Annotated in this window: 13 protein-coding genes; 1 reads left to right on the forward strand and 12 read right to left on the reverse strand. The window is 41.4% G+C overall.

Features of this window, described 5'->3' with window-relative positions:
- Positions 1–20 precede the first annotated feature (20 nt).
- The 12 genes from FCN25_RS20295 to FCN25_RS20350 all read right to left on the reverse strand — a co-directional run bounded on the left by FCN25_RS20295 (position 21) and on the right by FCN25_RS20350 (position 13,918).
- On the reverse strand, positions 21–1,085 hold the full coding sequence (locus FCN25_RS20295) for a patatin-like phospholipase family protein (protein ID WP_137227155.1): 1,065 nt from the start codon (positions 1,083–1,085) through the stop codon (positions 21–23).
- A 44-nt stretch (positions 1,086–1,129) separates the two neighbouring features.
- Positions 1,130–2,794, reverse strand: a complete 1,665-nt coding sequence (locus FCN25_RS20300) for an AMP-binding protein (RefSeq protein ID WP_137227156.1) — start codon at positions 2,792–2,794, stop codon at positions 1,130–1,132.
- A gap of 103 nt (positions 2,795–2,897) precedes the next feature.
- Positions 2,898–4,079 carry an acetyl-CoA C-acyltransferase gene (locus FCN25_RS20305; protein WP_137227157.1) on the reverse strand — a complete coding sequence of 394 codons (1,182 nt, stop codon included), beginning with the start codon at positions 4,077–4,079 and terminating at the stop codon, positions 2,898–2,900.
- Between the two features lie 131 nt (positions 4,080–4,210).
- Complete coding sequence (locus FCN25_RS20310; RefSeq protein WP_137227158.1) at positions 4,211–5,131, reverse strand: SDR family NAD(P)-dependent oxidoreductase; 921 nt, start codon at positions 5,129–5,131, stop codon at positions 4,211–4,213.
- Positions 5,132–5,225: 94 nt separating this feature from the next.
- On the reverse strand, positions 5,226–5,687 hold the full coding sequence (locus FCN25_RS20315; RefSeq protein ID WP_137227159.1) for a MaoC family dehydratase: 462 nt from the start codon (positions 5,685–5,687) through the stop codon (positions 5,226–5,228).
- A gap of 322 nt (positions 5,688–6,009) precedes the next feature.
- The gene (locus tag FCN25_RS20320; RefSeq protein ID WP_137227160.1) at positions 6,010–7,815 is read right to left on the reverse strand and encodes an acyl-CoA dehydrogenase; all 1,806 of its coding nucleotides are present in this window, start codon (positions 7,813–7,815) and stop codon (positions 6,010–6,012) included.
- A gap of 60 nt (positions 7,816–7,875) precedes the next feature.
- Complete coding sequence (locus tag FCN25_RS20325) at positions 7,876–8,637, reverse strand: SDR family NAD(P)-dependent oxidoreductase (protein ID WP_137227161.1); 762 nt, start codon at positions 8,635–8,637, stop codon at positions 7,876–7,878.
- Between the two features lie 79 nt (positions 8,638–8,716).
- A complete protein-coding gene (locus tag FCN25_RS20330; RefSeq protein WP_137227162.1) occupies positions 8,717–9,754 on the reverse strand; it encodes a phosphotransferase family protein in 1,038 nt (345 codons plus the stop codon).
- 115 nt (positions 9,755–9,869) lie between these two features.
- Complete coding sequence (locus FCN25_RS20335; protein ID WP_137227163.1) at positions 9,870–11,087, reverse strand: acyl-CoA dehydrogenase family protein; 1,218 nt, start codon at positions 11,085–11,087, stop codon at positions 9,870–9,872.
- A 79-nt stretch (positions 11,088–11,166) separates the two neighbouring features.
- A complete protein-coding gene (locus FCN25_RS20340) occupies positions 11,167–12,291 on the reverse strand; it encodes an NADH:flavin oxidoreductase (protein WP_137227164.1) in 1,125 nt (374 codons plus the stop codon).
- A 68-nt stretch (positions 12,292–12,359) separates the two neighbouring features.
- The gene (locus FCN25_RS20345) at positions 12,360–13,130 is read right to left on the reverse strand and encodes an SDR family oxidoreductase (protein ID WP_137227165.1); all 771 of its coding nucleotides are present in this window, start codon (positions 13,128–13,130) and stop codon (positions 12,360–12,362) included.
- A 53-nt stretch (positions 13,131–13,183) separates the two neighbouring features.
- Positions 13,184–13,918 carry a histidine phosphatase family protein gene (locus tag FCN25_RS20350; protein WP_137227166.1) on the reverse strand — a complete coding sequence of 245 codons (735 nt, stop codon included), beginning with the start codon at positions 13,916–13,918 and terminating at the stop codon, positions 13,184–13,186.
- 321 nt (positions 13,919–14,239) lie between these two features.
- On the opposite strand from FCN25_RS20350, the gene FCN25_RS20355 reads away from it, so the two are divergent.
- A complete protein-coding gene (locus tag FCN25_RS20355) occupies positions 14,240–15,151 on the forward strand; it encodes a LysR family transcriptional regulator (protein WP_137227168.1) in 912 nt (303 codons plus the stop codon).
- The last annotated feature ends 75 nt before the right edge of the window (positions 15,152–15,226 follow it).

The following is a 15,226-nucleotide window of genomic DNA, read 5'->3' on the forward strand; positions in this document are numbered from 1 at the left end:
AAAATGAAATCTTGTCGCCATTAAGCGAGTAACTGCTCAATGCTTTTAATGCTGTCGATATTCTGTTGTTGATAAAAATCTTTAAAATGTTCTGCTAACTTTTCACTTTCAACAAATACCTGTTGCCAGTACTGTAAGCGCTGCGCCGGTTTCATTTCGACAAAATCACTGCGGTCTGGAATTTTATTAAATGGCAGTGATGCAACAAACTCAGCTGATGGACACAAGAGCACTGTTTTATCGTAGTGCTGTATACGCGCTTTACGAGACAGGTTTTTATCAAACCAGCCTGGCTTTAATGTAGAACTGAAATGTGGATACAGAGTTAAGCCTTCATTTTGAATATTAAAATCAAAATGGTAATCGATAATCCCGCCATCGCGGTACATGCCTTTTGGGCAATCGGCAATGTCTTTTATGCCTTGCATCACGATAGGAATTGACCCCGATGCTAATAGCGCCGCTTTAATATTGCGCTGACTCAACACCATAGACGTCGTGGCAATATTGTCAGGATCATAAATGCTTAAATCGCTTTGGCTATGTTGAAAAATGTAGCGCTCGTACTGACTATTAAGCAGAGACCTACTGATGGTATTTCTGACAAAGCTGTTGAATAATCCAGCCCCTTGCAGCAGCTTATTTTCTGATGCAACCAATCCATTGCACTTAGCGACAATAAAATGGGCTTTGAAGACAGAGTTATTAATAATTTCATCTGCGCCAGTGTCACCAAATAACTCATCAAGTAATTCAACTGCTTTGGCTGTTATTTCGTCTGGTTGTGGTTTAGTGTCATCCGAATAAACGGTTTCACTGTAATTTTTGGCTAAGCGTTCTATCGCAGCTACAGGGTCTTTTTGGGCAAAGCACGCGGCGCGAAAAGCGCCGGCACTTGATCCAATCAAGTTTAAAGGTTGTTGTCTGCCTTTAAAAAACTCCCCAAAAAGGTATTTGTCTAACCCCAGTAAGGTGAACCATTTAGGTCCACCACTTGCGCCGAGGAATGAACTGAATATCTCTGGAGTAAACCCTTGTTGCTGTATCGTTTTTAAGGCCGTTTTACCGGCGTATATTTCTAACATATAACTCTTATTATTAAACCGTCGACGACTAGCGTCGACATACCTTAGACTTTACTACGAAGATCTTTACGTAATACTTTACCCACATTGCTCTTAGGTAATTCATTCATAAATTCAATGACTTTAGGGCGTTTATAATTAGTGAGCATTTGATTACAATGATCAAATATATCCTGTTCAGTTAATGTAGGATCTTTGCGAACAATATAGACTTTGACTCGCTCGCCTGTAATATCACAAGACACACCAACAGCTGCGGCTTCCAACACCCCTTCGTGCGACACAATCACTTCTTCAATTTCGTTAGGGAAAACATTAAAACCAGACACGTTAATCATGTCTTTTTTGCGGTCAACAATTTTAAAGAAACCATTCTCGTCCATGGTGGCAATGTCACCCGTGGCTAACCAGCCGTCGATTAACACTTCGTCAGTGGCTTTTTGGCGATTGTAATAGCCTTTCATCACTTGTGGGCCTTTAACCCACATTTCACCAGGCTCACCTAATGCCACGTCTTCACCATCTGCACCGACTAAACGAATATCGGTTGATGATGCCGGTAAACCAATCGAGCCGTTGTAGCTTTTTTGGTTATAAGGACTCATTGTCACTAAGGGCGCACATTCTGTTAACCCGTAGCCTTCAAGTAAACGGCTTTTAGTCACTCGCTCCCAATGTTCTGCAACTGGCCTTTGCACCGACATTCCGCCGCCAAAACCCATTTTTAATGAACTAAAATCAAGTTGATCAAACCCTGGCGTATTCAATAAGCCGTTAAATAAGGTGTTCACTCCAGTAATCACAGTGAAACGATATTTAGCAAGCTCTTTTACAAAAGCAGGCATGTCTCTCGGATTGGTGATTAATAAGTTGGTGCCACCAAACGGTAAGAAGGCTAAGCAATTAGAGGTTAATGCGTAAATATGATAAAGCGGCAATGCAGTGATAATCAGCTCTTTGCCGATTTCATAAACGTTCTTGGTTACTGCATTGGACTGTTCTAGGTTGGCAACCATATTACGATGAGTCAGCATGGCGCCTTTTGATGGCCCCGTAGTACCGCCAGTGTATTGCAAAAAGGCTAAGTCAGAACCGATAACATCAACAGGCATAAAGGTTTGTTTGCTGCCTTTGCTCATGGCGTCATTAAATTTAACCGCATTAGGCAAATCGAATGTGGGTACCAGCTTTTTGACGTGCTTAATCGCACCGTTGATTAATGCACCTTTAATAATACCTAATCGGTCGCCGACGCCTGTAGTAATAACATGCTTAACATCTGTTTTATCAATCACAGCCTGCAATACATGGGCAAAGTTTTCTAGAATTAAAATACCTTTGGTACCGGAGTCTTTTAATTGATGTTCTAATTCGCGCGGGGTATATAGTGGATTAACATTCACTACCGTTAACCCTGCGATAAGTGCTCCAAATAATGCGATAGGATATTGCAGTGTATTGGGGATCATAATGGCAAACTTATCGCCTTTAACTAAACCTAAGTCTTGCTGTAAATAGGCTGCAAAGTCTGTCGCTTGCTGGGCAAGCTGTTGATAAGTAATACTGACATCCATGTTGATAAACGCCGTATTATCGGCATATAGCTTGGTATATTTTAAAAACAAATCTGCCAATGAGTTGTATTTATCTGGATCGATTTCAAACTCAACTCCAGGCGGATAACTCTTTTCTAGCCAAATCCTTTCCATAATACTATCCCCAATTATTACAAAATTATCAGCAGCCTACATTACCGGCTGCTGTGATTATTATTTTTATTCTTAACTCGCACACCCTAACCTACACACAGTTTTACAACACTTCAAATAAACCTGCCGCGCCTTGACCACCACCAATACACATACTGATCACCACATATTTAACGCCACGTCGTTTTCCTTCAATTAACGCGTGCATCACCATACGAGTACCGCTCATGCCATAAGGATGACCAATAGAGATTGCACCACCGTCAACGTTCAAACGATCATATGGAATACCCAGTTTTTCGGCACAGTAAATAACCTGAACCGCAAACGCTTCATTGATTTCCCACAAACCAATGTCGTCAATAGTCAAACCATGGCGTTCAAGTAATTTTGGAATAGCAAAGATAGGACCTATGCCCATTTCATCGGGCTCACAGCCCGCAACCACCATGCCTCGGTAAGCGCCTAATGGCTTAAGTCCGTGTTGCTCAGCAAGTTCGCGTTCCATTACCACTACAGCTGCAGCTCCGTCAGACAGTTGAGAGGCATTACCACCGGTAATTGAACCGTTATCTTTAACGGCTTTTAAACCGGCTAAACCTTCAATATTGGTTGAAGGTCGATTACCTTCATCTTTTGTTAAGGTGACTTGTTCTTTACTGATATCACCGCTGGTTTTATCCATGACCAGTTTGGTACAAGTGACAGGTACAATTTCATCATTAAATTTACCTGCAGCTTGTGCCGTAGCAGTGCGTTGTTGTGAGGTTAACGCATAGGCATCTTGTGCTTCACGCGAGATATCATATCGATTAGCAACCACTTCTGCAGTATCTAGCATCGGCATATAAATAGCGGGACGATACGCTTTTACACTAGGGTCAACCGCACGGTGCATGTTCATTTTATCGTTTTGTACCATGCTGATTGAATCGCAACCGCCTGCAACCAATATTTTAGCGCCATCACAAACAATATGATTGGCAGCAATAGCAATAGACATTAACCCTGATGAACATTGACGATCTACTGTCATACCTGGCACTGACACAGGCAGATTTGCTGCCATCGCCACTTGACGGCCAAAGTTCATTCCTTGGTTACCTTGAGTTAACGCTGCGCCAAAAATACAATCTTCAATGTAATTAGGGTCAATATCTGCACGTTCAACTGCTGCTTTGACGGCAACGGCAGCTAACGTTGGTGCAGATAAATCGTTAAATGCACCGCGGTATGCTTTACCGATCGGGGTTCTTGCTACAGATACAATAACGGCTTCTCTCATGATAATTCCTTTGTTTATCTGTCTTCAAAGACATGTAGTTATTATGTTTGCAAGATTGAGCTTGGTATTAATGGTAATGTTGTTCACTTAATATCAAATTAAATATCAAACGCAATCTGCATGAAAATGATTTATTGCTGTTGCGACTTCATAAAAGCCATCGCTTTCATCACAAACTTCTCGCCTTGTTGGGCGCCAGACTTCAACGCTTTTTGATTATCTTGCGCGGTGAGTTGCGCCCAGTTATCTCGAACGGCTTCTGGAGTTTGTGATGCTTTAGGAATAAAACAGCCTTCGGTTTCAAAAATGCTCGCACTTGAATAACCGCCTGCCCCAGCACATAAAATAAAGCGATTTGGCGCGTGTTCATCACACAAGGTCAACATGCCTGCAGTAACCGCTTCTGGCGCAAAGGCTTTAACGATTTCTTCAGGCATTAAATCTTCGGTCATACGTGTGCCCGCAGTGGGAGCCAGCGCATTGATGTAGATATTATTTTTCGCACCTTCAAGCACTAAGGTGTTCATTAACCCAAGCACCGCCATTTTGGCGGCGCCATAGTTAGACTGACCAAAATTACCGTACATGCCACTTGACGAAGTAGTCATCACAATACGGCCATAGTTTTGCTGCCTCATGATTTCCCAAACCGCTTTAGTGCAGTGAACAGAGCCCATCACGTGCACATCCATCACTAACTTAAAGTCATCTAATGTCATTTTAGAAAACGACTTATCTCGCAATATGCCGGCATTATTAATTAAAATATCTACACGGCCCCACTTGTCCATGGTTTGTTGCACCATGTCTTGCACTTCATCAAAGTTGGCTACGTTTGCACCATGGCTAATGGCTTCACCACCCATTTCTTCAATTAAACGAACCACATCTTGTGAGGCTGCTGAAGATGCACCGCTACCATCGCGTGCACCACCTAAATCATTTACCACGACTTTGGCGCCACGTTTGGCGAGTTCCAATGCATGTGAACGGCCTAAACCATTACCGGCACCCGTTACTATTGCTACTTGTCCTGCAAAACTGATCGTCATAATGTGTCCTTAGCGCTTATATGTACTTTGTTATTGTTGTTTTACGTTCATGTGTCGATTGTTTGGTGTAAACGTTTGTTATCTCGAGTTCAGATTACTTAACCATTTGCGCTGAAATCCACTCTGCAACTAATGCAGGGGTATCTCCGCCTTCAATCTCTATGGTCACTTCAGTGCATAAACGAAACTGACCGGGCTTCTTTTCTTCAATCGAAAGAGTTTTAGCGTGTGCTCTAATGCGGCTATTGACGGTAACAGGTTGTAAAAATCTCACTTTATCGAAACCAGCATTCAAGCCCATATAAAAGCCGTCAATCAACACGCTAAATTCTTCTGCAAAATGTGACAACATTGAAAGAGATAGGAAACCATGAGCAATGGTCGAACCAAATGGAGTAGCTTTGGCTTTTTCTTCATCGACGTGAATAAATTGATGATCCAGCGTGCAATCTGCAAACTGATTAATCTGTTCTTGAGTGATTTGATACCAACTTGTTGGCTCTGCTTGGAAGCCAATATAGTTTGCGATGTCGTTACGATTTATTACTGTCGGCATTGTTCCCTTTCCTCTTGTACTTTAAAAGTACTGTCCATGAATGAAATATAAGCGATATCTCATGCTAATTGGGCTGATAACATTAAACAAATGAATAGTTTTAATATCAAGACATTCGCGGTACGAATAGTTTAGAGGTTTAAAACAGATAGAAACTTGAGAGTGCTGACAACAAAAACGCATTATCCAATAAATGAATAATGCGCTAATAACAAAATAATAAAATAGATTTAGTTGGATATGTTTATCTTTAAACACATGTGAGACAGTCACTTAGTGGCTAAACACCGCTCAACACAACCTAAACGCACATAGGGCCTTTTTAAAACCAGTCTGCTTGCATGTCATAACTGGTACTGTCTGAACTAATTAAAATAGATGACCAAACTGCAATTTGTGGCAACTCAAAGCGATAAAAATACTGCAATGTCTGTAATTTACCTTTATAAAAATACTCATCAGCTTGATGTACTTTTGCTGATAAGGCTTTGGTGGCGACAATACCTTGTTTTAGCCATAACCACGCAATAATAACGTGACCAAACAACTCTAAATACTTAACAGAATTGGCCAGCGCTAAGTCGATGTTGTTAGTTGCCATGCCGTTTAGCACAACTTCTGTCGTCACCTTTAACGTCTCTACAGCTTCGCTTAGTTTCTGGGTATATTCATTCAAACTATCGTATTTTTTGGCTTGTTCAATGGTTTTAACAATTTCGTGTAAGGTGGCTTTATAACCCTGCATCTTATTCATTGGGACTTTTCGGGTCATTAAATCTAATGACTGGATCCCCGTGGTGCCTTCATGAATTGGGTTTAAGCGGTTATCACGATAAAACATCTCAACTGGATGTTCATTTATGTAGCCATGTCCGCCCATCACTTGAATCGCATATGAGTTAGCTTTAGGACCATATTCAGACGGCCAGGTTTTAATAATCGGCGTTAAAAAGTCTAACAAGGTATGAGCATATTCACGTTGCTCGCTGGTGTCTGCGGTGCGCTCGTCATCACTTAATTGAGTGCCATACAGGACTAATGCCATAGCGCCTTCTGCATAAGATTTTTGCGCTAACAACATGCGCTTTACGTCAGCATGCTCAATGATATTCACCATAGGTGACTGCGGATCTTTACACGATGGCAAGCGACCCTGGGGACGATTTTTAGCGTAATCGACTGAATATTGATAACCGGCTACTGCCAATACTGCGCCACTAGTGCCGACCATAATGCGGGCTTCGTTCATCATGTGGAACATGTACTTTAAACCGCAATGTTCTTCACCGACTAAATAGCCTATCGAGCCATTTTTTTCACCAAAACTCAGTGCCGTTGAGGTTTGTGCGCGGCCACCCATTTTATGAAAAAGCCCAGCGAGTGCGACTTCATTGTCTTCTCCAACGGAACCATCTTCATTAAGCAAAAACTTAGGCACCACAAATAACGAAATACCTTTCACACCTTTAGGGGCACCTTGAAGTCGCGCTAACACCAAGTGAACGATGTTGTCGCTTAAATCATGGTCACCGCCTGAAATATAGATTTTATTGCCAGTGATGCGATAAGTACCGTCGTCCGACTTTACTGCCTTGGTAATTAAGTCACCCAAAGCCGAGCCACTACCAGGTTCTGTCATGGCCATGGTGCCCATAAATCGACCTTCACGCATGGGCTTAACCCAAGTGTTAATTAATTCTGGACTTCCATGTGCTTGTAACAAGTTGGCGTTAGCTGTTGTTAACATGTTGTAACCCATGCCCACACCGCCAGCGACAGTTAAAAATGATGCCGCGGCACTGGCAATAATGGGCGGTAATTGCATACCACCCAGCTCATAATCAGCAGTTGCAGAACCAATACCAGACTCGTTAACTGCATCAATAGCGGTTTTAAGTTCTGGGATGATATGCACTTTTTTACCATCAAATGTAGGTTGATGAGTATCCATTTTCTGACGGATAGGAAGAAAGTATTTTTCTGCGATCGTTTTTGCGGTATTGACCACTTCATTAAAGGTTTGACGATCGTGATCTTGATAACGTGTTCGGCTAGTTAACGCATCACTGTCAAACAGTTCGTAAAGCATAAATTCGAGATCGCGTTCATTCATTAACGTTGCAGGCATAATATTCTCTTCTTATCGTCTAAAGCTCAAACCAATGGTAATAGATTAATTAAATGCAGCCTAAAACGCTGACACACCACCATCAACGGCAATACATTGTCCTGTCATATAGGTATTGCTTGGCGATAACATCATTAACATGACCGCGACGATTTCTTTTGGTTCACCTAAACGATTCATTGGCGCGCCACGGGCCATTTTCTTTTGCTGTTCTTCGTCAGCAAAGTTTGTCACCATAGGCGTTAAGGTAAAGAATGGACAAATTGCATTAATACGAATATTTTCACGGCCGTATTCCACTGCACCGGTTTTGGTTAAACCAATAACAGCATGTTTTGCCATTGAATAAGCACTACCTCGCGCAGCCCCACCTAAACCTGCCATTGAGCTGACATTAAGGATGGCACCCTCGCCTTGCTTAAGCATTTGCTGTATTTGATGACGCATACCAAATTGCACACCTTTAACATTAATCGCAAACTGACTGTCCATGATAGATTCGTCAATGTGATGTAGTGGCATAAACTCGTGGGCGATGCCGGCATTGTTAACGCCAATATCCACACGACCAAAATGCTCAACAGCTGTATCAATCATGGCTTTACAGGATTCATTCTTAGACACATCGCATTTCATTGCGACCACCTCTGCACCAGTAGCCGCAATAGCATCAGCCACTTGATGTACGCCAGCTTCGTTAATGTCACTGATGACTAACTTAGCACCGCGTTTGGCCAATTCTTCTGCGAGTAATTTACCAAAACCTTGGGCTGCGCCAGTAATAACGGCTACTTTGCCAGTAAAGTCTAATAATGGATCCATGCGAGTAACTCCTGTAATTGATGGTCTTGTTGATATTTTTGTTATAATTTTGGTTTATTAGTTTTGCTAACGTAGTTAGCTATTTATTCTCTGTTTCAATAACTTTTAAGGCCATTTTTGCGAGCGGTTCAACGAACGAGCCAACTTTATTAGCATGTTCATTAGATGCATTACCTTCTGCAGCACGTTTAGCAACACCTTGAGCAATTGCAGCCAAGCGGAAAAAGCTAAACGCTAAGTAAAACACCCAGTTTTCAATTCGTTCTATTCCCATACGTTGGCAATATTTCGCCACGTAATCTTCTTCAGTTGGAATGCCTAAACTGGCGCGATCGATATCTTTTAAACCGTCAATACTTCCCATGCCTGCAGGCATACGTAATTGCATACATTGGTAAGCTAAATCGGCAAATGGATGGCCTAGTGTAGATAGCTCCCAGTCCAATAATGCGATAATGACAGGTGAATTTTTGGCAAACATCATGTTGTCTAACCGGAAATCACCATGGACTAAGCAAACACGACCATCATCTTTAGGTAAGTTAACTTCAAGCCATGTTATTAACGTATTCATTGCGGGTATATTTTGCAGTTCTGAAGCGCGGTATTGTGATGTCCAGCGACCGAGTTGACGTTCAAAGTAATTGCCCGCTTTTCCGTAATCAGACAAACCAACAGCATCAACATCGACACTATGCAGAGAAACCAGCACTTTATTCATGGCGTCATACATGGCTGAACGTTGTTCATTGGTGTCAATCTCAGCTAAAGACGCACTCCAGTAAACGGTGCCATCGCAATATTCCATTAAATAGAACATTGAACCCATTACGCTGGTGTCTTCACACAAGTGATAGACATTAGCAACGGGTACATCAGTATCTTTTAGCGCATTTAATACCCGATATTCACGGTCGACAGCATGAGCAGATTTTAATAATTTACCAGGTGGTTGGCGACGTAACACGTACACACCCGACGTTGCGGTGACTTTATATGTAGGATTTGATTGACCACCGGTAAATTTGTCTAAAGTAATTGGCCCTTTAAAGCCTTGAACGTGTTGTTCTAAATAATCATTAAGCTGTACGTTATCAATAGAGAATACTTTTGGCATTTGGCAATACTCTTTTCGTTTTGATGAGTTAAGTTGCTGAGTGAATGATCGCTTTTTTAAGTTGCAGGTTGAACATTGTTCAACCTGCTAAAAAGGTCTCAAATGTTCACCTAGCCTAGTTCTGCGTAACTATTTTTTTCACTAAATCACGTCCGAGTTGCATCATGTGTACTTGATCTGGACCATCGGCTAAGCGCAATGTCCGTTGACCCGCCCATGCATGCGCTAAAAAGGTATCTTGACTCACCCCTACAGCACCATGGCACTGAATGGCACGGTCTATCACATCAAGCGACATATTGGGCGCAACAATTTTAATCATTGCGATTAAGTCTTTAGCCGCCTTGTTACCATCAGTATCCATCTTCTGTGCGGCTTTTAAGGTCATTAAACGTGCTTGTTCAATCTGACATGCCGACTTGGCAATGTCTTCACGAACAGATTGTTGTTTAATCATTGGTCGACCAAATACGATTCGCTCATTCACTCGTTTGCACATTAAATCTAGTGCGCGTTGAGCAATACCGACAGAGCGCATGCAGTGATGAATACGCCCTGGACCAAGACGACCCTGAGCAATTTCAAAGCCCTTACCTTCACCGGAAATAATATTTTCAACGGGTACTCGGACATCAGTAAATGTCACTTCAGCGTGACCTTCGGGAGCATCGTTATAACCGAACACTTTCATAGGTCTAACCATGGTGACACCTGGAGTGTTCATTGGCACAAGTACTTGTGATTGCTGAATATAGCGGTTGCTGTTGCTTGGGTCTGTTTTTCCCATCACGATCATAATTTCGCATTGCTTACGGCACGCGCCACTAATGTAAAATTTGCGGCCGTTTATGACATACTCATCACCATCTCGCTCAATGCTTAGTTCAATATTAGTCGCATCGCTTGAGGCCACTTCAGGCTCTGTCATTGCAAATGCTGAGCGAATTTTGCCTTCAAGCAATGGCTCTAACCATTGTTTTTTCTGTGCTTCATTACCGTATTTAGCCAATACTTCCATGTTGCCAGTATCCGGTGCCGCACAGTTAAACACTTCTGACGCCCACATCACTTTGCCCATAATTTCAGCCAATGGCGCATATTCTAAATTGGTCAATCCAGCACTGTATTTCCCGTACGCAACAGGAAGGAATAAATTCCACAAACCTTCTGCCTTCGCTTTGGCTTTCAATTCTTCTATTAATGGAGGCGTTGACCAAGGATCAAGCTCAACTTGTCGATGCATTTCTTCTTCAACCGGAAACACATGTAAATCCATAAAATCGGTGACACGTTTGATTAATGCTTGAACTTTTTCACTGTATTCAAAATTCATGTTCTACCCTTCTATCGGTCATTACGGTGTAGTGTGAGCCTTAACATTTATGATTAAGACCCAAGCAGATCAGCAAACCTTAACTAAGTGACATTAATGATTTTTTGTTAAACGGTTTAATATCCGCGATAGCTTGGTGCTTAATTTTATTAACCCACTGTGGATCAACCAATAACGCACGACCAATAGCGACCAAATCAAATTCGTTATTGTTTAATCGCACTAATAGCTCATCAATGCCGGTTGGATTAGACGTGCCAGATAAATCAGCATTACCTTCGCCAATAAAGTCAGCATCTAAACCCACGTTACCGACTGTTATTACCGGTTTGTTTGTCAATTTTTTAGTCCAACCAGCAAGACCAAGGTCTGAACCTTCAAATTCAGCCACCCAAAAACGCCGTGTACTGGCGTGGAAAATATCAACACCAGCTTGGCTTAATAAGTTTAAGAAAGTCTCTAGTTCTTCAGGTGTTTGGCAAAGTTTTGCATTGTAGTCTTGCTGTTTCCACTGCGAAAAGCGGAAGATAATCGTAAAGTCATCCCCAACGGCAGCGCGAATAGCGTTAACAATTTCAACGCCAAAACGAGTACGATTTTCTAGTGAACCACCGTATTGGTCGTCACGTTGGTTAGTGCCTTCCCAAAAAAACTGATCAACTAAATAACCGTGTGCGCCGTGCACTTCAATAGCATCAAAACCAATATTCTTGGCATCTAATGCAGCTTGAGCAAAAGAGGCAACTACTTCATTGATATCATCTTGAGTCATTGCAACGCCATTTTTAGCGCCAGGTTTGTACAAACCTGATGGACTATAAGCCGGTGTTTCTTTATTTGGGCCAATACCTGGCTTTCTCACTGAACCTACATGCCAAAGCTGGGGGGCAATTTTACCACCTGCGGCATGAACTTCATCAACGACATGCTTCCAACCAGCTAATGCTGCTTCACCATAAATGGCTGGTACATTTTCATAGCCATTGGCCGCTTTATGAGAAATAAATGTCCCTTCGGTGATAATGAGGCCAACATCACCTTCGGCTCGTCTTCGGTAATAATCAGCAACGTCTTTATTCGGGACATAATTAGGTGAAAACGCGCGCGTCATCGGCGCCATGACGGTTCTATTTTTCAAAGATAACGATTTGGTGATAAAAGGTTCAAATAACTTATCGATACTGGTATTTTTGTCGCTATTCATAACGAATTCCTAGCTTTAAATGCTTCTTCTTTTAGAGAGTGATTTAATGAGTCATACCTTTTAATAGGTTAACCAATCAAATAACCACCATCGACATTAATCGCTGTACCCGTGGTATAGCTGGATGCATTAGACGCTAAATACAATACCGTTCCGGCCATTTCGTCTGGCTGAGCAACGCGTTTCATTGGAACGTGGTACATCATTTGTTTAAGAATGGCTGGATTATCGACTAGCGCAGAGGCAAATTTGGTATCGGTTCCACCTGGTAGCAAAGCATTAACACGAATATTGAATTGGGCACATTCTTTAGCAAATGCTTTCGTCATAGAAATAACAGCCGCTTTAGTGATGGAATAAATACCTTGGAAATCACCCGGAATAACGCCATTAACAGAAGCAACGTTGACAATAGAGCCGCCGCCACTGTCTTTCATTAGTTGTGCACCCTTGGTAGACATGAAGAAATACCCACGAATATTCACATCGACTGTTTTTTGAAAAGCCGTTAAATCGGTATCAATAATATGGCCGAAATAGGGATTAGCGGCAGCATTATTAACTAAAATATCAAGCTTTCCATGTTGTTCGGTTATTGCGGCAAAAATGGCATCAATTTGGTCCAATTCGCCAATATGACAGGCAATGGCTTGTGCACTGCCGCCAGCGTTAATTATTTCATCAACCACTGTTTGACAAGCTTCAATTTTACGACTTGATACAATGACATGTGCGCCATACTGAGCTAATACTTTGGCAACACTTTTGCCAATACCACGGCTAGCTCCAGTGACTAATGCAACCTTCCCTGTTAAATCAAATAAATTACCATTGTTCATTTTATTTCCTTTTATAGCTGATTTATGGTGCAAAACGTTAACGTACAACGACGTTACCTAAAGGTTACCCAGTCATCGCCTGCCTGCTCTAAGTGACTGTAGTTATTAAAATAATCAACACTCAACATATTTTCTGAAAATAACAGTTTAGTGACACTGGTATTTCTGGCCTGTTGATTCAAAGCTAATGTTTGTCGATCGTTCAATTGTAAAATGTGTTGCACAATTGCCGAAATCGTCCCGCCGGAGGTAAACACTAAAATGTCTTTTGATTTATTGATGTTATTTCCCCCAGTGGTAATCACACGTTTTTTTGCTAATTCTTGTTCAATAATATTGCGAAGAGCTCGAATGCAACGAGTCTTAAATTGTGGCCAACTTTCATTGTATTCATGATCTTTATCAGCCGTTACCCAACGATCGAGTGCTTTTGAAAACTCTTTTTGTAGGGTTTTGTTTGGTTCTTTACGTTGACTAATTTCTTCACTCATTTCAGCGAAGTTATTCCACTGGTCGTTATACTTTTTTAAAATATCGACATGATCGAATTCATTAAAACCAGAATGGATAACCATTGGAATTGGCTCACCTTGGTATCCTTTTACGAAGGCAGTTAACGTTTGCCCATGCCGTAATAAATCACCGCAATAAAACTTGCTAGGCAAAGCTCTGGCTCGCCAGTACTGGCCTAATATTTTTGCTTGCTGGTTACCTTTATCTGACAGTTGATCGTAATCAGTACTTCCAAAAGATGCCTGTCCGTGTCGAATCAAATAAATGGCTGCCATATTGGGCCTCTAACTGGATAAAAAATCATGATTCAATACGGAATCAAATTAACGTGCGATTTACATTAGGGTTAATTTCAGTTTTTGATAGGTAAACAGCAACATTGGATTGCTTAACCATATCAATTGTCGATATTACTCATCGCAACAGATGCGTTTATTTAACTGAATTTTGTACTGTACCGAATGTACTTGACTATGCTAATCGCAACATCTAAATTGAACAAATGAATAGTTCTTATACCCTACTATTTATAATTTAAATAGTAGGGTATAAGTTGAGGTGTTCTCAACGTACACAGTGAGATCACTGGAGTCAGTATGAAAATTGATTTGAATTTATTTGTGGTATTCGATGCGATTTATTGCGAAGGAAACATAACAAAAGCGGCGTCTGTACTTAATTTATCACAACCTGCTGTGAGTCATTCATTAGGCAAATTGCGCACTCATTTTGACGATGCTTTGTTTATCAGACAAGGCAATGAAATGAGACCTACTCCAGTAGCAAAGAATGTGATTGATGATGTCCGAGAAGCATTACATCAATTACAAGTGTGTTTAGTTCAATCTCGACAGTTTGAACCATTAACCTCGCGTAAGAGCTTTTCATTGTCTTTACATGGATCTTTAGAGCCCTACTATTTACCGATACTGCAACAAAGTTTGTCGTTAGAGTCTCCAGCAATAAATTTACGCAGCAACAAAAGAGTTAGACGAAGCGAACTTGAAAATAAACTTGCTAGCGGTGATATTGATTTGGCAATAGATACCTTAATCCCAGTCAGTAATAACATTATGCACACCCAATTAGAACTAGACCAACTGGTTGTCGTTGCAAGAAAAAACCATCCCGCTATCACAACTGAACTTGCTTTAGATACCTACCTGCGTTTAGAACACGTTTTAGTTTCGTCGCGTTCGACAGGCCCTAGCTTAGAAGATTTTGAGCTTTCCCGTATTGGATTACACCGAAAGATTTCTTTACGTTGTCAGCATGCTTTATCAGCTTGCCGCGTCATCTTAAATAACGATATGTTACTGACTTTACCAAAAACTGCCGCCGTTATGTACAGTCAAATGCTCGATATCGCTATCTATCCTATGCCGGTAGAATTGCCCGAAATTGGCGTGCATTTATACTGGCACGTTAATGTCGACAAAGAACCTGCCAACAAATGGCTTAGAAACAAAATGATTATTGCCGCTACCAACACTAGAATAATGACGTAACAACAGACTAAGGCGTCTATACCTAATTGCAAGATTGACCAAAATAACGATTTATAAACGGTATAAATTGCTAAA

Origin of the sequence: Shewanella sp. MEBiC00475 (assembly GCF_005234075.1) — a bacterium.
Taxonomy (GTDB): Bacteria; Pseudomonadota; Gammaproteobacteria; order Enterobacterales; family Shewanellaceae; genus Shewanella; species Shewanella polaris.